The organism is Pseudoalteromonas lipolytica, from assembly GCF_003515105.1.
Classification (GTDB): Bacteria; Pseudomonadota; Gammaproteobacteria; order Enterobacterales; family Alteromonadaceae; genus Pseudoalteromonas; species Pseudoalteromonas lipolytica.
Map to the genome: position 1 here is coordinate 2,073,377 of NZ_CP032090.1, position 21,631 is coordinate 2,095,007.

A 21,631-nucleotide genomic window follows, 5' to 3' on the forward strand; every position below is an offset into this window, starting at 1 on the left:
GCTCATGTCTGATAATTGCTTTCATTGTCTTGAAAGTGTGCCAAAAGGCTTTAATGCAACTGTCGTAATAGATGGGAAGGCACAGCCTATGTGTTGTATTGGCTGCCAAACAGTGGCCGAGAATATCGTTGCCCAAGGCATGACCGATTACTATAAGTTTAGAACTGTTCGCTCTGGGAAAGTTGAACAACTAGTTCCAGAGCAATTAGAGCTTATAAAAAGTTACGATAACGAAGATATTCAAGATGAGTTTATTGCCACCTCCCATGAGTTATCTGAGGTTTTACTGACCGTTGAAGGGATTACCTGTGCCGCCTGTGCTTGGCTTATTGAAAAGCAGTTACTTAATTTGTCAGCCATCAGACGCGTAGATGTAAATACCTCAACAAATCGTGCCATGATCCAGTGGGATAAATCAGTCACCCCACTGAGTAAAATAATTACTGCATTACATGAAATAGGTTACAAAGCCTACCCCTTTCAAGCCGACTTAGAAGCCAGCCAAAAGCAACAAGCTGCAAAGGCCTATATTCGCCGCTTAGGTGTCGCCGGCCTGATGACTATGCAGGTAATGATGTTTGCTTTTGCAATGTACTTTGGCATGTTTTCTGGCATGGAAGAAAATTTTGAACAATACTTTCGCTGGATAAGCCTCGTACTTGCTTCGCCGGTTATTCTTTACAGTGCATTACCCTTCTTAACGAATGCAATTAATGGATTAAGAGCAAAACAGCTGAATATGGACTTACCCGTCTCTTTGGCTATTTTTGGCGCGTATGGCGCAAGTTGTTATGCAACCATAATGTCGGTTGGCGAAGTGTATTTTGAATCAATCTGTATGTTTACCTTTCTATTATTGTTGGGTAAGTATTTAGAGTTCAGAGCACGATTAAAAGCCAGCGAATTCACAGCAAACCTACAAAAACTACTCCCGCTTACCGCACGCATTATTGATAACACCCATCAAGAATCAATCGTTGCCGCTAAAAAACTCAAACTGGGCGACGTGGTGCTTATAAAAGCTGGTGAAACAATCCCCGCTGACGGGATAGTTATTAAAGGTAAAACAACGGTCGATGAAGCGATGATGACAGGCGAGCATCAACCCGTTAATAAATTTGTTAATCATCAAGTATTTGCTGGCACCATTAACCACGATGGCGTGATCAGCATTGAGATTAATAAAATTGGCCAAAACACCCTTATTAATCAAATTATAAAACTGCAACATACAGCCCTAACTAAGCGCCCACGACTTGTTGAGATAACGGATAAAGTGGCACAATGGTTTGTCGCATGCTTATTGCTTTTTGCCTCAATCACCGCTATTGGCTGGTATCAAGTTGATCCTGAACATGCATTTTGGATCACCATTTCTGTATTGGTTGCAACCTGCCCGTGTGCGCTCAGCTTAGCGATTCCTACGGCACTCACTTGCGCCGTGGCAAGCTTAACTAAACGCGGTATATTAATAAAACAAGCCCACGTCTTAGAGACACTCCCTCAACTAAGTGATATCGCCTTTGATAAAACAGGCACACTCACACAAGGTCGTTTTACAATTGAGCGCATTGAGTTAATAGATAATACGTACTCAGAAGCTGAAGCATTAACTCTTGCTGCTCAGCTAGAGAGCTTTTCCGAGCACCCGATTGCCAATGCCTTTGCAGGGTTTAACAATAGCGTCAATCCGTTCGAAAATGTCACTATTGAACCAGGCAAAGGTATCACTGCTAACCTTAATAATGAGCACTTTGCGATTGGTAAAAGTGGCTGGTTTGAAACCGATAAAGCAGACGCCCAAGCCACTTTATATGTAAACAAACAGATTGTTGCACGCTTCTACCTATCGGATAGTTTGCGTAATAATGCCGATAAACTCATTAAAAACCTTCATGCGCAACACATAAAGTGCCATATGTTAACTGGGGATGCCTCAAACAGTGGAGAGCGATTGGCTAAACAACTAAATCTGGACACTGTTCACGCTGGCTGCAGCCCACAAGATAAGCAAACGCATGTTGATGCCCTTGCAAGTAAAGGTGCTGTGGTTGCTATGGTTGGAGACGGCGTTAATGACAGCCCAGTTTTTGCAAGTGCACACTTATCAATTGCGATGGAAACTGGGGCAGATATTTCCAAAAACAGTGCTGATGTGGTATTACTCAATAGTGATTTAAGCGCCATTGAGCATCTGCTTAGCGTCTCGAAAAAAACGCGCAGAATTGTGAAACAAAACTTGGCGTTATCACTTATTTACAATGGTTCGATTTTACCTTTAGCAGCATTGGGGCTCGTTGCGCCTTGGATGGCTGTTATTGGCATGTCTGCAAGCTCCATTTTGGTTATTACCAACTCATTAAGGTTATTAAAACTATGAGTATCATTTACATGTTAATCCCGATTGCGATTTTGTTTGTAATAATCGCTATTGGTGTATTTTTTTGGGCTGTAAAAAGTGAACAATTCTCAGATTTAAATAAACAGGGCCACAGTATCCTGTTTGAAGATGACAAAGAGCAGCACAACAAAAGTAATGATTGATCCCCTTTTCATTAGTGCATTTGTTATGGGGTTACTTGGCAGTGGCCATTGCTTAGCGATGTGTGGTGGCATTGCAAGTAGCTTACAGCTTGCCGCCGACAAAAATCGTGCTGTGAGCTTTTCTGTTGCCTACAATGTAGGGCGCGCGCTGAGTTATATGTTAGCGGGTGCTTTAGTCGCGGGTATCAGCAGTCGCTTTGCAGCACAGAACACCAGTATCGCCCTCGCTTTATCATTTTTGAGTGGCATTTTTATGCTACTTGTAGGCATCTATATTATGCGTTTGGCTGCCACATTACAGTGGTTAGAAAAACTTGGAAAAACGCTCGTGTGGCAACATTTAGCAAAATTAAATCGCTATTTATTGCCGGTTAATACAACCCCTAAAGCCCTGCTTTATGGTGCGCTTTGGGGTTGGCTGCCGTGTGGATTAGTGTACTCTGCACTGACATGGGCCCTGACGAGCCCTTCTGCGCTTCATGGTGCAGGGGTTATGCTATTTTTTGCCCTAGGCACATTTCCAGCGATGGTCAGTGTTGGCCTCGCAAGTCAAAAAATAAACGTTTTTTTAAACCATGTTTGGACTAGGGTTATTCTAGGAAGCGTAATAATATGGTACGGTGTATACTTATTAATTATAGCAACTGACAGGCTCGTTCATTAACCTTACGAGTTGTTAACTTATTAGAATGGATTTGATGTATGGACTTTTCACAAAACAAGTCAAAAGGCTTATGCACTATTAGCTGTAATAATTGCAGTATTAGTCAGCTGTGTTTACCATTTTCGCTTAACGGCCAAGAAATGGATCGTCTTGATGAGATTATCGAGCGTAAAAAGCCTCTTCACAAAGGCGACTTTTTATTTGAGTCGGGTGAAAAGCTAAATGCAATTTATGCAGTTCGCTCAGGTTCATTTAAGTCTTATACGCTTTCGGAGCAAGGTGATGAGCAAATCACAGGCTTTCATTTAGCCGGTGATCTCGTTGGCTTTGATGCTATCAATAAAATGTCTCATCAAAGTTTTTCGCAAGCGCTTGAAACATCAATGGTATGCGAAATTCCATTCGATACATTAGATGAATTGGCAGGTAAACTACCAAAGTTACGCCAACAAATTATGCGCTTGATGAGTAACGAAATTAATTACGACCAAGAAATGTTGTTACTGCTTAATAAGAAATCAGCAGAAGAGCGTTTAGCCAGCTTTATTTACAACCTTGCAGAACGATTTGGTGAACGTGGTTTTTCGCGTAAAGAGTTCCGTCTTACAATGACTCGTGGCGAAATAGGTAATTATCTTGGTTTAACTGTCGAGACAATTAGCCGCTTGCTAAGCCGCTTTCAAAAAGCCGACATTATCAAAGTTGAAGGTAAATTTATTACCATTTTAGATCAACAGGCGCTTGCTTCAACAGCCGCGATTAAATGTAAATAGAGTTTGATATAGCGCAACTTTCTATTGCTTGCCCCTTTAACTGCTCAGAATTTAGGTTACACTCAAGGTATACCTTTTTGCAGAACAGTTAAGGAGCAGCATATGGACGCAATAAAACGAATTTTAGCAGTAATAGATCCCACCAAGGAACAGCAGCATAGTTTAAGCCGCTCAATTGACCTAGCCAAAAAGTCAGGCGCAACCATCACTGCTTTTCTTAGTATTTATGACTTCTCCTACGAAATGACCACAATGCTTTCTTCTGATGAGCGTGAAGCCATGCGCGAAGCTGTCATCAAAGACCGTCAAGTCTGGTTAAATGAACAAATCGCCCTTTACCCTGAATTATCAATTGATAGTTGTGTTGTTTGGCACAATCGCCCTTACGAAGCCATTATTAATACGGTGATCAATGACGGTTATGATCTTGTGGTTAAAGGCACACATCAGCATGACACCCTTAAATCAGTGATTTTTACACCGACTGATTGGCACCTCATTCGTAAGTGCCCTGCACCGGTGTTATTAGTTAAAGAAAAAGAGTGGCCTGCACATGGCAACATACTCGCAGCAGTAAATGCAGTCAGTGAAAATGAGCAACACCTTGCGCTGAACAAACGTATTATCAATGATGCACGCTTTATTTGTGACCTTGCTAATGCGCAGCTTAATTTAGTGAATGCCTACCCTGCTACACCGGTAAATATTGCTATCGAAATTCCTGAGTTTAACCCGGGTGTATACAACGAATCGGTTAAAAAGCATCATTTTGAATCAACCTTAGAACTAGCAAAAAGTTTTCAAATTGATGAAGCACAATGCCACATTGAAGAAGGTCTTCCTGAAGATGTGATCCCTGATGTTGCTGCAAAACTTAACAGCGAGCTTGTGGTTATTGGCACTGTAGGCCGCACCGGTTTAAGTGCTGCATTGGTTGGTAATACAGCTGAGCATGTAATTGATAGCCTAGATTGCGACGTATTGGCTCTAAAACCAGATGGCTACGTGAGCCCTTTAGCAAAATAATTCTCATCGTTGCGGGAAACAAATAATTGTTGTTTACCCGCGCTTCAAATATAATACGCCCCTTTATTTTACCCATGTATTTATAAGGGGGCGTAGTGTCTCACTCAGCAGAAGCTAAAGCGCAATATAACTTTAATAAGTTACAAAAACGCTTACGTCGATTAACCGGCCAAGCCGTTATGGATTTTAATATGATCGAAGATGGCGATCGTATCATGGTCTGTTTATCAGGCGGCAAAGACAGCTACACCCTATTAGATACATTACAGCATCTACAACGTGTCGCACCGGTTAAGTTTGATTTGTTCGCCATTAACTTAGACCAAAAGCAACCAGGGTTTCCTGAGCACGTTTTACCCGAATACTTAGATAAACTCGGTATTGAATACAAAATAGTTGAAGAAGACACCTACAGCATTGTTACCGATATTATTCCTGAAGGTAAAACAACCTGTTCGCTGTGCTCACGCCTTCGTCGCGGTATTTTATACCGTACAGCGAAAGAAATGGGCGCGACTAAAATTGCCCTTGGTCACCACCGCGATGATATGATAGAGACGTTGTTCTTAAATATGTTCTACGGCGGTAAATTAAAAAGTATGCCCGCTAAATTAATGAGCGATAACGGCGAGCATATGGTGATTCGCCCACTGGCATATTGTAAAGAAGTCGATATCGAAAAATACGCAGAGCGTATGGAATTCCCTATTATTCCATGTAACTTATGTGGCTCTCAGGAAAACTTGCAGCGTAAACACACAAAAGCCATGCTTGCTGAGTGGAATAAACAGCATCCGGGTCGTATTGAAAGCATTTTCACGGCAATGCAAAACGTCGTGCCGTCGCACTTAGCTGATAAAGACTTATTCAATTTTAAAGACCTGCAAACAGGTGATGTAATTGATGGTGGCGATATCGCCCTTGATAAGCCAGATATCCCAAAACAGCCTGCGCTTGATGACGAGCACATTAGTGACGTTGTGACAATTAACCTAAGCTAATGGTTTAAAAAAACATTCAACTAATTATTAGGAGAGCAAAGAAGCTCTCCTTTTTATTTTTGGTAAAAAATTATCTAACTAACTTTCGCTCCTAATCGAGCTGCTTTCTCAAGCCAGACTTTTCTTTTATTGCTACTGGAATTTATAACTGGCCCAAAATATGTAGTGGTTTTATTTTTAATGCCAGAAAAGTCCAAAATACAATGTTTAAAGTTCTTATAGATAACATTCCCTTGAATGTATTTATACCAAAAAGCTGGGGTATCTAACGTTATTAATAACTCTGATGTACGTCCTTTTAATAACTTTTTCGGTATTGATTTACCTTCGACATATTTAAACGAAAACCCCGGTAAAAAAACTCTATCAATCGCCCCTTTAAACTTAGCAGGCATGGTTCCCCACCAAACAGGACTAACAATCACAATATGCTCAGACCACAGAATCTTCTCTTGGAGATCTGCTAAACAAGGCTCTAAATCAATCACTTTGTCATAGCTTTCGGCTAAATTGATTTCGAAATTTAAGTCACCGATATTCACGTGCTTAACGTCATGTTTTTTTATGGCAACTGCTGCATACTGTTCCGCTAAAGATTTACACAGGCTGGTTAGTTTGGGGTTAGCATTGATTACTAATATTCTTTTCATACACTGACATATCCATTTAGAGTGAGGACACAGTGTAAACTCTCACCTAAGGGTAAGAGTCAAGTTCTTGAATACACTTATCAATTGAAATTCGGTAATTTTTAATGCGCTCTCTTTGAAGTTCAAGCTCCTTTATCTTTTCTTCGACTGCAGCTTGCTTTTGAATAAGGCAATGGCTGACAGCCTGCCAATCAAAATCCTCGTTTTCTCCCTTCAAAGCAACCATATCTGACAGTGCAACTCCCAGAGTTTGAGCCTCTTTTATTAATTTGATTAAATAAATATTCTCTTGATTATAAACTCGATACTTTCCAACCCTAGAAACAGTCAATAATCCCACTGATTCATAGAGCCTTATTGCTCTTTGTGTTGCCCCATACAGTTTAGATACCTCATTGAGATACATTCGAACGTCCTTATCCACCAAATCAATTTATGTGACATGCTTTGTTTGTATTTAAGAGATAGTGTTAGATATAGATTTTTCAGATTAATAACCTTGTGCTTAATTAAGTGGTCTATTTTGAGGCAATAAAACCGCGTTGATAACAAGGCAAAAATTTAGTTATTTAGTTGTTCTCGGCAATTGCTCCTGCATTGCTCTACCTCCTGCATCCATGCAGTCGTAAATCAGAAATTTTTAACGTAGGTAGCGACTGGTTTAATCACTCAAAATGATTAAGTATTTTTGCAAAATGGTATAAATCATTAAAGCGTAATTTAAAGCAACAAAAAAGGACCTGTAAAGATCCTTTTTTGAATAATAAGCTATGCTATCAAAAAGATGACTCAGCTATTTTACAATCCACGGCGTTGCACTAATAAGATTTGCACTGCTATTAAGCAGAGTCTTATCATCTTGCCACTCATCAGTGATTTTAATCGTGCAGCGGTTTTCTTTACAGCTAACCCCCTCACCCGACATATTTGCAGGAGCGTCAAATTTAAGTACGACTCCTTGTTGCTCAGGTAATAAAAACCACATTAGTTTGCTAACAAAAAAGCCCGATAAATCAGATAAAAGCTCATCAAACTCTTGGTTAAGCTCAAATAAATTCGCTTTTGTTAGTGCAAAGTTACTAAGCTCTGTTGCTTCAATTTGCAGCTTTAATTGGCAATCATGCTGAGGGTTTTTAGGCTGTACGACAATCACAGCTTTATCCGTGTCTAACTGCTTATCAAAAGGCAATAACAGCTGTGCATTGTCGGTGTACGTTAAATCGAACTCTTGTTTTTCGGTCAGAATTTTACCTGACTTAATCGTACATACTTCGTTAGTGGCAATATCACTTAAATAAAAGTTAACTTGTGCGTACTGAAACTCCCCCTTGTTTACGACTTTTAAACGGTCGTAAAAACCGTCATATGCAATCACAAACTCACTGGCAGTTGCTTTAAAGCTCGTAACGCTTAATGCACTGATCACACCCACCACTTTTAACAATAAAAAGATTTTATTCATCAAAATATGCTCTGTTCTGATTAATCATCGTGTTTAATTCTTCTATGTATGCTTCACGTCGCTCAGAATACGATAACAACCCTTGGGTTAGTTTTGTCGCTTCAATCGGTTTTTGTTGGCGACGTAAATCTGCGCGGATTGTGCGTAAATCTTTATACGCCGCATGGGTATTAATATTCTTAAAGTAAGAGCTTACAGCAGCACGAACAGATTTGAATGCCGTCACTTCATGAGCCGCCTCATTTGCACGACGTCGTGGTACCATGCCACAGCCTTTGTTATAACACCATTGGCCAAAAAAGTTTAAGCCAATACGCGCAAAACGCGATGTTCCCCATGCTGACTCATTCGCCGCCTGCATTAAGGCAAGTTCTTTTGGAATGATATCAACACGACGCAGTGCTTGTGTCAAAGACAATACATCAATACTTGTTGGTAATTTATAACTGGTAAGAATTTTCTTAATATCAGACAGCTGCTTACTCGTCAGAGGCTCATTATATTCTAGCATCATACGTGCAATTTCTAAGCTGGCACGCTGCTGTAGAATTTTCTTGTTTTCAGCTTCAACATGGGGACGAATAAAATCAAAAAACGCCTGTTTCTTTTCTTTTACATCAGTAAAGCCCGCAAAGTCAGGCAGCTTTACATTATGTAATGGCTTTTCTTTTTTAATTACTCGCTGTTTACCCTGTTGAGTTGCCTCGGTTTGGTCGGCCTCCTCCACTGCAACATCTTGATCCATGAAAGGCGATAATAACGCCCATGCAAAAAAAGCGGTAAGTAAACCTCGAAAAACGTACTTAAGCATGTATTCTCTCAAATAAACTACAACTCATGTGCGGTAAAGCCACGCACACATAAAGGCGGATTATATCAAAGAGCTAATTTTTTCGCGAATATCAGCGTATTTTTTTGCCCTAACTCAACATGACTTGCTGCGAATCACGTCCAATTTACTCGCAATTTTCAAGTGCTTGCGTATACTAAAGGGCAACTGAGCGAATAATTATAAGGTTCTATTTATGTGCCAGTCTTGGCAAGCGCGTATCATTGATCAGCAAAAATATCGCCCAAACGACAACCGCACTGCCTGGCAGGTTGACCGCTCTCGTATAATTCACGCGGCAGCATTTAGACGTTTACAAGCTAAAACTCAAATAATGGGCATTGGCCTAAACGATTTTTATCGTACTCGCCTCACCCATTCTCTTGAAGTCGCACAAATAGGCAGTGGTCTACTGCGCCACCTTAAAAAACAACACCCAAATTTTAGCCATTTCCCCAGTGGTAGCTTACTTGAAACCTTGTGCCTTGCTCATGATATTGGGCACCCTCCTTTTGGTCATGGTGGTGAAATAGCCCTTAATTACATGATGCGTGAACACGGTGGTTTTGAAGGAAATGCGCAAACCCTAAGAATTGTTTCTAAGCTTGAGCCATACAGCAATGGCTATGGTATGAACCTAACACGCCGCACTTTGCTTGGTTTTATAAAATACCCCGCTTTTATTGATGACTTATGGCACACCATTCCACCGCTCTCTGAGCAGCGCAGCTTTATTAAAGCTGATCACTGGCGTCCTGCAAAAGGCTTATACAAAGACGACAAAGATGTGTTTGATTGGATTGTCGCGCCACTATCAAAAAACGATCAGCACATTTTAAGTCGCCATTATAACGTTGATGAATTCAGAGCAAAAACACACTATAAATCGATTGACTCTGCCATCATGGAGCTCGCCGATGATATAGCTTATGCTGTTCATGACCTGGAAGATGCTATCGCCACAGAAGTACTCACATTAGCTGATTGGCAAAACCATGCATTAACGCAGTTACAAGCACTAAACTCACCATGGTTAACAACGCATTTAAGCTCTATTACGGCGCGCCTTTTTTCACACCATGAATATGAGCGAAAAGATGCCATCGGTGAGCTTGTTAATACTTTTATAATTCACGCCAATTTAGTGGTGCAAAATGCTGATTTCGAATCAGAAATTTTGCAATACACGGTTAGTTTACCCGACGAATTTGCAAGCATTCTTAATGTGTTAAAACACTTTGTATTTAAACGTTTAATTCGTGAACCGAAAATGCAGCAAGTTGAATTTAAAGGGCAAAATTTACTCATTGAACTGTTCAGTGCGTTTGCAAGTGATCCAATGCGTTTACTACCAGAAACCACCCAAGAAATGTGGCTAAATGCACACCAACAAGGTGATAACGCAATGCGTATTATCTGCGATTACTTATCGGGGATGAGTGACGAATACGCATATAAAACCTATCAACGCCTATTTTTACCCTCTGCTTAAGGACTTTGAAGAGGGTAAAATATTGAGCTAGTATTTAATTAGTACCTAATTACTATAACAACTTTCTTTCGCATTTTATTAAACATGGATTGGAATAATGCTCAAAAAACACCTGCTTATTAGCACGCTTTTACTCTCTCCTTTAACTTGCTTCGCAAATGAATCCCTGCCTGATCCACTGTTAGAAGAGCGTGGTGTCATCATTAAAGATGCCAGTCAATTTGACTGGGTAAGGCTCAACTCAGGTGAATGGCTCAAAGGTGAACTTATCGCAATGTACGATAAAGAGCTTGAATTTGACAGTGATGTACTCGACACCCTCGTAATTGACCGTGAAGATATCTATATGATTGTCTCTGACCGCCATCACACAGTACGCTTTAACGACGGCACAGAACTCAGTGGCACACTTAATATATCAGGCGGTTATGTAAAGGTCGGTGACTTACCGGCAAAGTATCGCTATCGTGATTTAGTGTCGATTGCCCCTTCAATCGACAGTGAGCTCAGCGCGTGGACAGTAAAAATTTCCTTGGGTGCTGATTTATCGCGAGGTAATACAGACCAAACAGAATACTCTGCCAGAGCCGATATTAAACGTCGTACGGCATCGAGTCGCTTTTTAGCCGAGTTTTTAGGCTACCGTACCACCAGCGATGAACAAGTAACTAAAAACAACATTAGAGCCAATGGCACGTTCGACTGGTTTTACACTCAAAAAATGTATTTCCGTCCTATCTTTTTTGAATATTACCGTGACCCTTTTCAAAACATTGCTAATAAATACACTGTAGGCGCAGGTGTCGGTTATTACGTGATGGATACCGACAAAACTGAGTGGGATTTTTCAACTGGCCCTGCGTATCAAAAAACTGAATTTGATACTGTCACCACCGGTGAAGACAAAAGTAATGCGTCAATGTCTTACTTTATTGGCACTAATTTTGAGCATGAACTTACTAAAAAAATCGACTTTACCTTCAATTATCGCTACCTCACGGCCAAAAGTGATACAGGAGGAGATTCTCAATACGCTATGGCAAGTTTCGAGATTGATATTACTGACGACATTGATTTTGATATCTCTCTGGTTTGGGATTACTTAGCAGACCCGATTGCCGACGAGAATGCCGTGGTGCCTGAAAAGGAAGACTATAAAATGATTTTTGCTTTGGGAATCGATTTATAAAATACGCGTTTAAAAACGATCGTTTAAAACAAAAAACGCCGAACAATTTTGCTCGGCGTTTTTGTTACCACTCATTAAATTAAAGTGATTTAACACCCATATTATAAAGCGTGAAACCATAGATATCAGCGTACTGATCAATAATCTTACTGGTTGGTGTACCCGCGCCATGACCCGCGTTAGTTTCAATACGGATCAGGTAAGGGTTCTGTTTTGCACCTTTTGCTTGTAACTCAGCGGCAAATTTAAATGAATGAGCAGGTACAACACGGTCATCGTGATCGCCTGTCGTCACAAGCGTTGCAGGGTACGTTACCCCCTCTTTTACGTTATGAACAGGTGAATACCCTTTCAAGTAGTCAAACATCTCTTTACTTTGTTCACTAGTACCGTAGTCATACGCCCAGCCTGCACCCGCTGTAAATGTGTGATAGCGCAGCATATCCAGTACACCAACAGCCGGTAATGCTACTTTGAATAGCTCTGGGCGCTGGGTCATAACCGCACCAACTAATAAGCCACCGTTTGAACCACCACGCACAGCTAAATAGTCTGGCGAGCTGTATTTTTTATCGTTTAGATATTCTGCAGCCGCAATAAAATCATCAAATACATTTTGTTTTTTAAGCTGTGTACCATTAATGTGCCACTGTTTACCATATTCACCACCGCCACGAATATTAGCAACTGCATACACACCACCGTGCTCAAGCCACGCTGCAACTGTTGGGCTGTAGCTTGGTGTTAAACTTACATTAAAGCCACCATAGCCATATAAAATCGTTGGATTTTTACCGTTAAGTTCAGTGCCTTTCTTATACGAAATAATCATCGGTACTTTCGTGCCGTCTTTCGATGTGTAAAACACTTGTTCAGACACGTACTCGTCGCTGTTAAATTTAGCACCCGACTTGCGATATACATCCGATTGCCCTGACTCAATATCAAATGAGTAAGTGTTACCCGGCGTCGTGTAATTCGTGAAAGAATAATACAGCGTGTCAGCGTCATGCTTGCCACTAAAACCATAGGCTGTGCCTACACCTGGTAAACTGATTTCGCGAACTAACTTACCTGATTTATCGTACTGCTTAACTTGCGAGATAGCATCGACCATATACTTAGCGAAGAAGTAATTTCCCCCTTTAGTCAGGCTCAATACATTGTCTGTTTCGGGAATAAGATCTTGCCAGTTTTCTGGGCTTGGATTATTCGCATCAACTGTCACAACACGTTTATTCGGTGCATTTAAGTTTGTTACCAAATACAATTTACTGCCATCATTATCAATAATGGATGTATCAGAATCTGTGTTGTCTAAAATTGTCACCAATTCGCTATCTGGATTAGATAAGTCTTTAATAAACAGTTTATTACCAGATGTTGAGGTACTTGCCGAGATGATCAAGTAGCGATTATCGCGGGTAACAGCAGCCCCAATATAACGATGTTTTTGTTCTTCTGTGCCACCATAAACTAACTGATCATCCGCTTGAGAAGTGCCAAGCTTATGATAATACACTTTATGTTGATCAGTTTTAGCCGACAGCTCACTCCCTTTTGGCTTATCGTAGCTTGAATAATAAAAACCTTCATTTCCTAACCACGAAATACCACTAAATTTCACATCAACTAACGCCTCTTCAATAGGCTGCTTAGTGGCAGTATCAATAATAATAATTTTACGCCAGTCGCTTCCACCCTCTGAAATCTGGTACGCTGCTAGCGTGCCATCTTCGGTAAACGTTAATCCCGACATAGAGGTTGTGCCATCAGCACTGAATGTATTTGGGTCAAGGAAAACTTCAGCCTCTGAGTCACCTTTTTTACGGTAAACAACGTATTGGTTTTGTAGGCCATCATTTTTGTAGAAATAGGTGTACTCGCCCTCAGTGAACGGCGCAGTGACTTTTTCATAGTTCATTAGCTTTTCGAGAGTCGTTTTTAATTCATCTCGATAAGGAATATTCTTTAGGTAAGAAAATGTCACCTCATTTTCGGCTTTAACCCATTGCGCCGTCTCTTCGCTCATGTCGTCTTCAAGCCAACGGTAAGGATCGGCAACCTTTTCACCGAAATACTCGTCAACAACATTGCCTTTTTTAGTTTCAGGATAATTCACGGCAGCTTTTACCTCTGCAGTTTTTACTGTTTGTTCTGTCTTCGTTGTGGTTGATTCACTGCAACCAGCCAGTGCAATTAGAATTGCACATGCAAGCGTCTTCTTAATCATAATCTTCATACTTTTTAGTTATTGTTAACAAACAGAAAATAGAGTTAATGAAATAGAAAGTCTAGCAATTTGCGGTTAAACACAGCCTAGGCTGTAAACCAATGTAAAATACCAATAAAAAAGCCACGCAAGTGCGTGGCTCTGCAATAAAAAGGGTGCCTATACTTTAGTCAACCAACCGTGGTTGTCCGGTGATTTACCCCATTGAATATTATTCAATGCTTGGCGTAACTTCGCCACTTTCTCACCCGGCTCGCCCGAGCCTACTTTAAACTCTTGGTCGTTATGAATAAGTGTACCAACAGACGTCAGCACTGCAGCAGTGCCTGAAAGCGCAGCTTCAGTACCTGGCTTAGCGGCACGCTCTAGTAATTCACTTACGGTAAAGTTGCGTTCAGACACCGTCATACCTAAATCTCTGGCAATAGTTAAAATACTATTACGCGTAACACCGTGTAAGAAAGTGCTATCAAGTGCCTTGGTGATAATTTCATTACCATCAATAAGAATGAAGTTGGCAGCACCCGTTTCTTGTACGTCACCACCTGGGCAGAACAATATTTGGTCAGCCTGATGCTCAGAGCGTGCTTGTAAAATAGGCCCTAATGCACTGGCGTAGTTACCACCACTTTTTACCATACCCATATGAGGCGCACAGCGCATGCCGTCTTCTTCAAGTAATACACGAAGTGCTGTTGCCCCCCCTGCAAAATAATCACCTACAGGCGAAAGAAGCACATACAGTAATGAACTCATTGAAGGCGCAGCCGCTTTACCAATTGCCGCTTCTGTACCAATATGAGTTGGGCGAATATACATTGAACCCGGAGGGGCTGGCGTTTCGTCTGCGTACTCTTTAACAATGTCTTTGATCATTTGCTCAAGCATACTTTCATCAAAATCAGGCAAGTTTAATAGCTTTGAGCTTTGCTTCATTCGGGCAATATTTGCGTCCATACGAAAGATATAGACCGAGCCATCTTCGTGACGAAATGCTTTTAATCCTTCAAAACACGTGCTTGAATAATGTAATACGTGAGCACCTGCGTGTAATTCGATTTTATCAGATGGGACCAGCGCGCTTTCACTCCATGTGTTGTCTGCAAAGCGTGCTTGGATCATGTGTGGCATAAATACAGTACCAAATGCGGCCATTGTTGTTCTCTCTTGTTTGGACTACTTTTTCTCCATTGTATGCTAATACATCCCCGTTTAACCATAGCTAACGCATGCCTTTTATCGATTAAAGTGCAAATAATTTCACCTCGCAGTATAAAAAACACGCAATTTAATTGCGTGTTTTTTATTAATAATCATTCACGGTCACGTTTTTGCTTTTACCGGTAATTCATTCGTGCCGTTAGTCGATTAAAAAAGCGAGGGAAAAAGCGTTTAATTGTCGGCGCTAAACCGCTGATCCCTTCACCAACGACAACCTCATCCTTTTCCGCTTCTATGGCTTTGATCATTTTCGCAGCAGCTCTGCCAACATCCATCCCATTTTCAATCGACTCTTCGGGTTTATTTTGTGGTTTACCTTGCCCATCCAACGAATTATGCGCAATGGCTGTTTTGATTGACCCGGGACAGATTGTTAAACAATTGACATTTTTATCTGCCAGTTCAGCACGCAAACAATCCATAAACCCCACAACCGCATATTTTGAGCCCGAGTAACCGGTTCTGAATTTAGAGCCAACTTTACCCGCCACACTGCTTATAGATACAACCATGCCCATACCTTGTTTAACCATCTGCGGCACGACCACTTTCGTTAATGCAATAAGGCCAAAGTAGTTCACCTCCATTAACTGGCGATACACACTGAAATCGTTTTCTAAAAACAAACTGCGCTGCGACACCCCGCCGTTATTAATTAGCACATCAATGCGCTTAATACGTTCAACAACCGCAGGCATCTCTTTAAGCAGCGCCTCAGGCTCTGCTAAATCGAGTGGCACAACATGATGCATTCCGCCTAAACGTGTATTTAGCGCTTTTAATTTATCTTCATTACGGGCAGATAAAACCAAGATTGCCCCTTTTGCAGCCAATTGTTCACACAGTGCTTCACCAATACCTGATGATGCCCCCGTAACCCAAACTATTTTATCTTTTAAATTCATGTGTGTTCCTTTTCTTATTGTTATTATTGCTGTTATCACGCTTTATGTGGACCTGCATGTTGCTCAATGTAATCAGCAACATCTTTATAAAAACCAAGTATGATTAAGGCTTCTACGACAACAAATAAGGGGCCAATAACGAGGCCAATAATGTCATCAACAAAGGCGGGTTTTTTACCTTCATAGTAATGACCCATAAATTGAAATAGCCAACCCACCACAAAGCAGCCCACACTCACAGCCAGCCACATTGATGTTGAAAGCAAAACGACAGGCTGTGCAATAATGCTCAATAAAGCAAAGCACACAGCCATAATTAGCCCCATAGAAACACTGAGCATTAAGTAATACAGGCACGTAATCGCAATAACAATACTTGCCACTGTTAACGTAACGGGTTCAAGCATGATTGTTGCGCGTTGCAATAAACAAATAATGGCAAACACAATCAAGGGAATACCAATAAAATGTGTATAGATATTGCGTTTTGAACGGTGATAAAGGGCGTAATTGCTCAGCTGTTGTTTGAGAGTTTTCATTATTATTCCTGCCAAAACTGTGTTCAAAACTCAGATTAGCAGAAAATTTACCACTAAGAATGTCAACTAGCCGACATTTTAAAGTAACTGTATTAAACTAGCGCATCGATGACCTTGCCTTTTTCGGCTTCTGGCTGCATATCCATGCGCTCGCGTCCTTTTTGATATTCTTCATCAAGCATGCCTTGCAACTTATTCATTTTTTCTTGCAGTGCTTTGGTATCAGCACCTTGTTGTTGCATTTGTTCCGCAAGCTTTTCTATTTGCGCTTTGATTTCATCGATTTTCTCTTTATCTACCCCTAAGCGCTGATAAACAAGAGCTTCGTTTGCTGTCTCTAAAAATGAACTTGGTTCGGGTTGTTTTCTTAATAGACTTTGTGCATCAGAAGACGTTTGAGGCATCAATTTTGATTCTGATATATCCAGTGCTCGCTCAAGTTTATTAGTGCCTGAGTAATGATAAGCTTTATATTGGTTATGAAAAGTAATAGCCACACGTAATCGTCCTTTAAACTTGTCTGAAAAGATGTAGCAATTTTAGTTTCAAGCTAACATTGAGCTAAGAGTTTATCTATATTTTCTATTTCAACTATCTGATACTTAAGACTAATAACTGACTCTGTTTGCAATGATTGTAATATTTGATTCACTGTTTGCCGTGTTAAATAAGTCATATCGGCAAGTTGTTGCTGAGAAAGTGGCAACCTAGTTTGCCCCGATGAGTGGCACAACATATACAGTCGCTTACTGACTTTTTGCTTTGCCGTAAGTAACGCATGATCTTCTAAAGAATCAAACAAACTTCTCACTTTCTCGGTTAATAACACCCCAAAGTCATGCCAGTATATCGGGTGTTCGTTCAGCAATTGAGTGAGTGCTCGTTCAGACACATGTATAAGGCGCACTGAAGTATGGGCATACACATCGTGGGTGCGTTTGCCGCCATCAAAAAGCGCCACTTCACCAAACCACATGGCACTTGTTACAAAACTAAGCACCGCTTCTTTACCTTGTTTGTTTACGCCCGATACACGTAACACCCCACTTATTACACAATACAAACCCGTATTTTCATCACCGCGCAAAAATAAGGCATCACCTGCATTACACGTGATTAATTTAGCGTTTTTAAGTAAGTGTTGCTTAAACTCTTGGCTGCGATTTTTAAACCATTTATCGTGGTTAATTATCGAAAGGTCTTGTTCATTCAATTATTTATACTTACATTGTTATGAGTGCAATTACTTATAATAAGAGGATACAGGATGTTTAACAAACTACTTTCGACCAGCTTACTGCTCAGTGCTATGTCTGCTCCTGCATTTGCCAGTGATATAGAGGCAGAACTTAAATCAGCCAACAATAGTGTCAGTGAAAAGGTCATAAAATGGCGCCGCCATCTGCATCAATATCCAGAACTGAGCAATCGTGAATTTGAAACGGCAAAGTATGTTGCTAAACACCTTCGCTCATTAGGACTAGAAGTGCAAACAGGCGTAGCTCACACCGGTGTGGTGGCCAAATTAAAAGGCGGCAAAAAAGGGCCACTTATCGCGCTTCGTGCAGATATGGATGCCCTGCCGGTTAAAGAGCAAGTTGATTTACCTTTTGCATCAACACAAACAACTGAATATAAAGGTAATACCGTGGGTGTTATGCATGCCTGTGGCCACGATAATCATGTTGCAATCTTAATGGCTGCTGCTGAGTCTTTGGTAAAAATTAAAGATAATCTCGCTGGCGATATTCTATTTGTATTCCAACCTGCAGAAGAAGGTGCACCCGATGGCGAAGAAGGGGGTGCTGAACTAATGCTAAAAGAAGGCTTATTTAAAGAAAAACCCGAAGCCATCTTTGGTTTACATGTCACCAGCTCACTAAACACAGGGCAAATTGGTTTTCGTGAAGGACCGCTAATGGCCAGCGCCGATAAATTTACGATTACTGTAAAAGGTCGCCAAACTCATGGCTCGCGTCCTTGGAATGGGGTTGACCCCATTGTCGCGTCATCACAAATTATTATGGCAACGCAAACCATTGCATCACGCCAAGTTGATGTAACAAAAGCCCCTTCTGTTGTCTCCTTTGGTGCCATTAATGGGGGTGTACGTAATAATATAATCCCTGATCAAGTTGAAATGGTCGGTACAATTCGTACTTTTGATCAAGACATGCGTGCTGATATTAAAAAACGCTTAGCTAAAACCGCCGAAATGGTGGCTGAATCTGGTGGCGCAGAAGCGCATGTTCACATTGATCACGGTTACCCAGTCACCGTGAACGATGTTGAATTAACCAAGAAAATGACACCAACACTTGCAGGTGTGGTTGGCAAAGAAAACCTGATCACAACGCCATTAATAACAGGGGCAGAAGACTTTAGTTACTATGCCTTAGAAACACCAGGAATGTTCTTCTTTTTAGGAGTTACGCCAAAAGGTCAAGATGCTGTAACAGCGCCTAGTAACCATTCACCACACTTTTTTGCAGACGAGAAAGCATTACAATTGGGTGTAAATGCCATGACGCAATTAGTGGTTGATTACCTTAAATAGTTGATTACCTTAAATAGTTTATTACCTTAAATAATAATCTTGTGAAAAGAGCCGAACTAATCGGCTCTTTTTATTTAACCATGTAGATACAGTCTGCCAAAGGCATTAGGGCTGGGTACTTGGATTCTTGAAAACCTAATTTTTTATAAGCTGCAATGGCCAAGGTATTGTGGGTATATACGAACAACGACACTGTATTACAGTGCAATTGCTGTTTGCCTTGCTCGCTTAATAAATTAATCAGTATTTTTGCAAGCCCTTGCCCCCGCATATTCAAAGCCACGACCAAACGTCCTAAATGACAGCATCCTTCACGTAAGTAATATTGGCCAAAAGCCAACATCTGGCCCTCATTATTTACCAGCGCGTATGAGTTCAGTTCATCAAGATTTAAATCTTGTTTAAAGCTGTGTGCATCAAATGGGAAGTTAAAAAATGGCCCAGACCAAATACGCAGCTCCGCCTCTGTGTTAAACCAACCCATTAGCTTAGTTAAATGCTCATCAGTCACGCTAACTAGCTGCATGTTTTAACCTATCGAATAAACCCGATGCTCGGGTAACTGATTTATTCATTGCCATTAGTAACACGTTTTTATCTGCCACCAGCTCAAAGGTGTTTTTTGCACGAGTGATCCCCGTGTACACAAGCTGTCTGTTAATCCCTTGGTTTGCTTGATTTATTGGCGGTAAAATCATCGCCGTATACGCAAACTCAGAGCCCTGCGATTTATGAATAGTCATGGCATACACTTTATCGTGAGCGGGTAAACGAGCTGGCGAAAAAGCACGAATGTTTTCTTGCTCATCAATAAACATTGCTTTTAGTTGACCTTGCTCATCGTGCATTAAAATACCAATATCACCATTGAACAGTTTTAACTGATAATCGTTTTGGCTGATCATAATGGGCATGCCCAGGTAATGGCGCTGATACGGTGAAATAAGCCCTTGTTGTGAAAGTGCTTTTTCAATTCGAAGATTAAGGCTGTTTACGCCATAATCGCCCTCTTTCACCGCTGCCAGTAATTGATAGTCAGAAAAAGCATTGTGCACTTTAGCCACCCCAGCACCTTCGCGTATCAGTGTTAAATACGCCTGATAATGCTGGGCTGCTAACTGAACAAAATGCTCAATCGGTTTGTTAATCACATTGTAATTAAGTTTAAGGTCGCTAAAGCCGCCCTCGTTCACCGTTTGCTCAACATACCCAAGTAACCCTTGGCTATTGGTATTAACAGCTTGCGCTAATTGACCTATGCCGCTTTTGCCGTCAAAACGGTAGCTTTGCTGTAAAAACGCAATACAGTCGCTTAACAAGTAACTGTCTTCACTGTGTGAAAGCACGGCGCGATTATTAAAACACACCCGATTGAGTTGCTCTGCCCGCGCTTGGCTGTAGGCGGGCATTTTTTCAAGTGTTAATCCTTGGCATAAATCGCTGAGAATACTGCCAGTATCAACTGAGGCTAATTGGTCTTTATCTCCCAGCAGAATTAACCGAGCATGACTTGGCAGCGCCTCAATTAATTTTGCCATTAACGATAAATCAACCATGGAGGCTTCATCAATGATCAACACATCTAAATGCAGTGGATTACGTTTGTTATGGCGAAATTTATTCGTGTGCGGAATCACGCCAAGTAAGCGGTGAATCGTTTGTGCCGTTTCAGGAATAAGCGGTGCGATGTCTTTTGGGATCATACTGAGTTTTTGCTTCGCTCCCAAAATTGACTCACTTAAACGAGCCGCGGCCTTACCCGTGGGTGCAACCAACTTAATTGTCAACGGTGCACTGGCATACAACGACTGCATAATAGCTAATAATTTGGTGACAGTTGTGGTTTTACCGGTGCCTGGCCCTCCGGTAATCACACTAAAGCCTTTGGTGGCGGCTATGGCACACGCTACTTTTTGCCAATTTAACGTTTTAATAGGATCTGCGGGGTCTTCACGGTGAGCTTCATCAGGGAAATACTCTGTCAAAAGCGCAGTTAACGCCGTTTCATCGATGTTTAGTGGTTTTGCTGCCAAATGACTCAAACGTGACGCTAACACAGTTTCATACTGAGCTAATCGCGCAAAATATAACTTATTAGCAAACAGCAGCAGTGGCTTGTCATCACCCACACAAGCTGCAGCCATGAGCTGTGTTTCAGCTTGCTGCGCGTCATAGTTTTCTGAAAACGGCGAAATAATATCAGGTGCAGCAATGCTTGCGTCTGATACTGCCTGTTCTCTAATTGCAAACGGATTTTGCCAATTAATAGCGTTTAAATCTAAGCAACTATGCTGGCTTTGCTGAGCGACGGCAAGCAACAAAATAAGGTAGAACACCTCATTTTTCTGGGAGGTATCAGTGCCTATTAAAAGCTCAGCAAGTTTTACATCCACTAAGCGAATACGTTTCGTCTCTAACAAAAAGTCCAGTAAGGGCTGTGTTTTCATTTCAACCTCAGTCCCCTCTAATGCCTGTACAGGCTCCTTTAACGGTTCTTTGTGTTTGCGAGGTTGCTCTGGTTCACGTTCATCAAAGCCAAATGTCAT

Annotated in this window: 21 protein-coding genes; 9 read left to right on the forward strand and 12 right to left on the reverse strand. The window is 41.1% G+C overall.

Annotated elements, in window-relative coordinates; translation table 11 throughout:
- Positions 1 to 4: 4 nt before the first annotated feature.
- From D0907_RS09440 to ttcA, 6 genes are all read left to right on the forward strand, one after another.
- Positions 5 to 2,380, forward strand: coding sequence for a heavy metal translocating P-type ATPase (locus D0907_RS09440; protein WP_036967870.1), 2,376 nt, complete (start codon positions 5 to 7; stop codon positions 2,378 to 2,380).
- Positions 2,377 to 2,544: a cbb3-type cytochrome oxidase assembly protein CcoS gene (gene ccoS, locus D0907_RS09445; protein ID WP_036967866.1), complete on the forward strand. Its 168-nt coding sequence runs from the start codon at positions 2,377 to 2,379 to the stop codon at positions 2,542 to 2,544. The genes D0907_RS09440 and ccoS overlap by 4 nt, the downstream gene beginning before the upstream one ends.
- A complete protein-coding gene (locus tag D0907_RS09450; RefSeq protein WP_036967863.1) occupies positions 2,537 to 3,208 on the forward strand; it encodes a sulfite exporter TauE/SafE family protein in 672 nt (223 codons plus the stop codon). The genes ccoS and D0907_RS09450 overlap by 8 nt, the downstream gene beginning before the upstream one ends.
- A 38-nt stretch (positions 3,209 to 3,246) precedes the next feature.
- Positions 3,247 to 3,981 carry an FNR family transcription factor gene (locus tag D0907_RS09455; protein WP_036967860.1) on the forward strand — a complete coding sequence of 245 codons (735 nt, stop codon included), beginning with the start codon at positions 3,247 to 3,249 and terminating at the stop codon, positions 3,979 to 3,981.
- A gap of 102 nt (positions 3,982 to 4,083) precedes the next feature.
- Positions 4,084 to 5,007, forward strand: coding sequence for a universal stress protein UspE (uspE, locus tag D0907_RS09460; protein WP_036967857.1), 924 nt, complete (start codon positions 4,084 to 4,086; stop codon positions 5,005 to 5,007).
- Positions 5,008 to 5,102: 95 nt separating this feature from the next.
- Positions 5,103 to 6,008 carry a tRNA 2-thiocytidine(32) synthetase TtcA gene (gene ttcA, locus D0907_RS09465; RefSeq protein WP_065978506.1) on the forward strand — a complete coding sequence of 302 codons (906 nt, stop codon included), beginning with the start codon at positions 5,103 to 5,105 and terminating at the stop codon, positions 6,006 to 6,008.
- Between the two features lie 74 nt (positions 6,009 to 6,082).
- On the opposite strand, the gene D0907_RS09470 is transcribed toward ttcA, so the two are convergent.
- From D0907_RS09470 to D0907_RS09485, 4 genes are all read right to left on the reverse strand, one after another.
- Entirely contained in the window at positions 6,083 to 6,658 is a 576-nt protein-coding gene (locus D0907_RS09470; protein WP_075593481.1) for an NAD(P)H-dependent oxidoreductase, read from the reverse strand.
- Between the two features lie 46 nt (positions 6,659 to 6,704).
- The gene (locus tag D0907_RS09475) at positions 6,705 to 7,064 is read right to left on the reverse strand and encodes a MerR family transcriptional regulator (RefSeq protein WP_118844379.1); all 360 of its coding nucleotides are present in this window, start codon (positions 7,062 to 7,064) and stop codon (positions 6,705 to 6,707) included.
- Between the two features lie 387 nt (positions 7,065 to 7,451).
- Positions 7,452 to 8,030 (reverse strand): DUF2987 domain-containing protein, encoded by a 579-nt coding sequence (locus D0907_RS09480; RefSeq protein WP_374027199.1) that lies wholly within the window; start codon positions 8,028 to 8,030, stop codon positions 7,452 to 7,454.
- Between the two features lie 82 nt (positions 8,031 to 8,112).
- Positions 8,113 to 8,931, reverse strand: coding sequence for a glucosaminidase domain-containing protein (locus D0907_RS09485; protein WP_075593478.1), 819 nt, complete (start codon positions 8,929 to 8,931; stop codon positions 8,113 to 8,115).
- A gap of 214 nt (positions 8,932 to 9,145) precedes the next feature.
- Here D0907_RS09485 and D0907_RS09490 point away from each other — a divergent pair, with 214 nt between their 5' ends.
- Positions 9,146 to 10,441 carry an anti-phage deoxyguanosine triphosphatase gene (locus tag D0907_RS09490; RefSeq protein ID WP_036967839.1) on the forward strand — a complete coding sequence of 432 codons (1,296 nt, stop codon included), beginning with the start codon at positions 9,146 to 9,148 and terminating at the stop codon, positions 10,439 to 10,441.
- A 97-nt stretch (positions 10,442 to 10,538) separates the two neighbouring features.
- Positions 10,539 to 11,630: a DUF481 domain-containing protein gene (locus D0907_RS09495; protein ID WP_083202724.1), complete on the forward strand. Its 1,092-nt coding sequence runs from the start codon at positions 10,539 to 10,541 to the stop codon at positions 11,628 to 11,630.
- A gap of 79 nt (positions 11,631 to 11,709) precedes the next feature.
- Here the strand turns inward: D0907_RS09495 and D0907_RS09500 are convergent, their stop codons facing one another.
- The 6 genes from D0907_RS09500 to D0907_RS09525 all read right to left on the reverse strand — a co-directional run bounded on the left by D0907_RS09500 (position 11,710) and on the right by D0907_RS09525 (position 17,741).
- Positions 11,710 to 13,863, reverse strand: a complete 2,154-nt coding sequence (locus tag D0907_RS09500) for a prolyl oligopeptidase family serine peptidase (RefSeq protein ID WP_036967836.1) — start codon at positions 13,861 to 13,863, stop codon at positions 11,710 to 11,712.
- A gap of 159 nt (positions 13,864 to 14,022) precedes the next feature.
- Entirely contained in the window at positions 14,023 to 15,018 is a 996-nt protein-coding gene (locus D0907_RS09505; RefSeq protein WP_118844380.1) for a branched-chain amino acid aminotransferase, read from the reverse strand.
- 182 nt (positions 15,019 to 15,200) lie between these two features.
- On the reverse strand, positions 15,201 to 15,989 hold the full coding sequence (locus D0907_RS09510) for an SDR family oxidoreductase (RefSeq protein WP_065978510.1): 789 nt from the start codon (positions 15,987 to 15,989) through the stop codon (positions 15,201 to 15,203).
- 35 nt (positions 15,990 to 16,024) lie between these two features.
- Positions 16,025 to 16,528 (reverse strand): Mpo1 family 2-hydroxy fatty acid dioxygenase, encoded by a 504-nt coding sequence (locus D0907_RS09515; RefSeq protein WP_118844381.1) that lies wholly within the window; start codon positions 16,526 to 16,528, stop codon positions 16,025 to 16,027.
- A 92-nt stretch (positions 16,529 to 16,620) separates the two neighbouring features.
- Complete coding sequence (locus D0907_RS09520; protein WP_118844382.1) at positions 16,621 to 17,025, reverse strand: hypothetical protein; 405 nt, start codon at positions 17,023 to 17,025, stop codon at positions 16,621 to 16,623.
- Positions 17,026 to 17,078: 53 nt separating this feature from the next.
- The gene (locus D0907_RS09525; RefSeq protein WP_036967820.1) at positions 17,079 to 17,741 is read right to left on the reverse strand and encodes a Crp/Fnr family transcriptional regulator; all 663 of its coding nucleotides are present in this window, start codon (positions 17,739 to 17,741) and stop codon (positions 17,079 to 17,081) included.
- Positions 17,742 to 17,795: 54 nt separating this feature from the next.
- Here D0907_RS09525 and D0907_RS09530 point away from each other — a divergent pair, with 54 nt between their 5' ends.
- Positions 17,796 to 19,085 (forward strand): amidohydrolase, encoded by a 1,290-nt coding sequence (locus D0907_RS09530; RefSeq protein WP_118844383.1) that lies wholly within the window; start codon positions 17,796 to 17,798, stop codon positions 19,083 to 19,085.
- Positions 19,086 to 19,155: 70 nt separating this feature from the next.
- Here D0907_RS09530 and D0907_RS09535 read toward each other — a convergent pair whose 3' ends face one another.
- Complete coding sequence (locus D0907_RS09535) at positions 19,156 to 19,611, reverse strand: GNAT family N-acetyltransferase (RefSeq protein WP_036967814.1); 456 nt, start codon at positions 19,609 to 19,611, stop codon at positions 19,156 to 19,158.
- Positions 19,598 to 21,631 carry an exodeoxyribonuclease V subunit alpha gene (recD, locus tag D0907_RS09540; RefSeq protein WP_081759723.1) on the reverse strand — a complete coding sequence of 678 codons (2,034 nt, stop codon included), beginning with the start codon at positions 21,629 to 21,631 and terminating at the stop codon, positions 19,598 to 19,600. Before recD ends, D0907_RS09535 begins: the two co-directional genes overlap by 14 nt.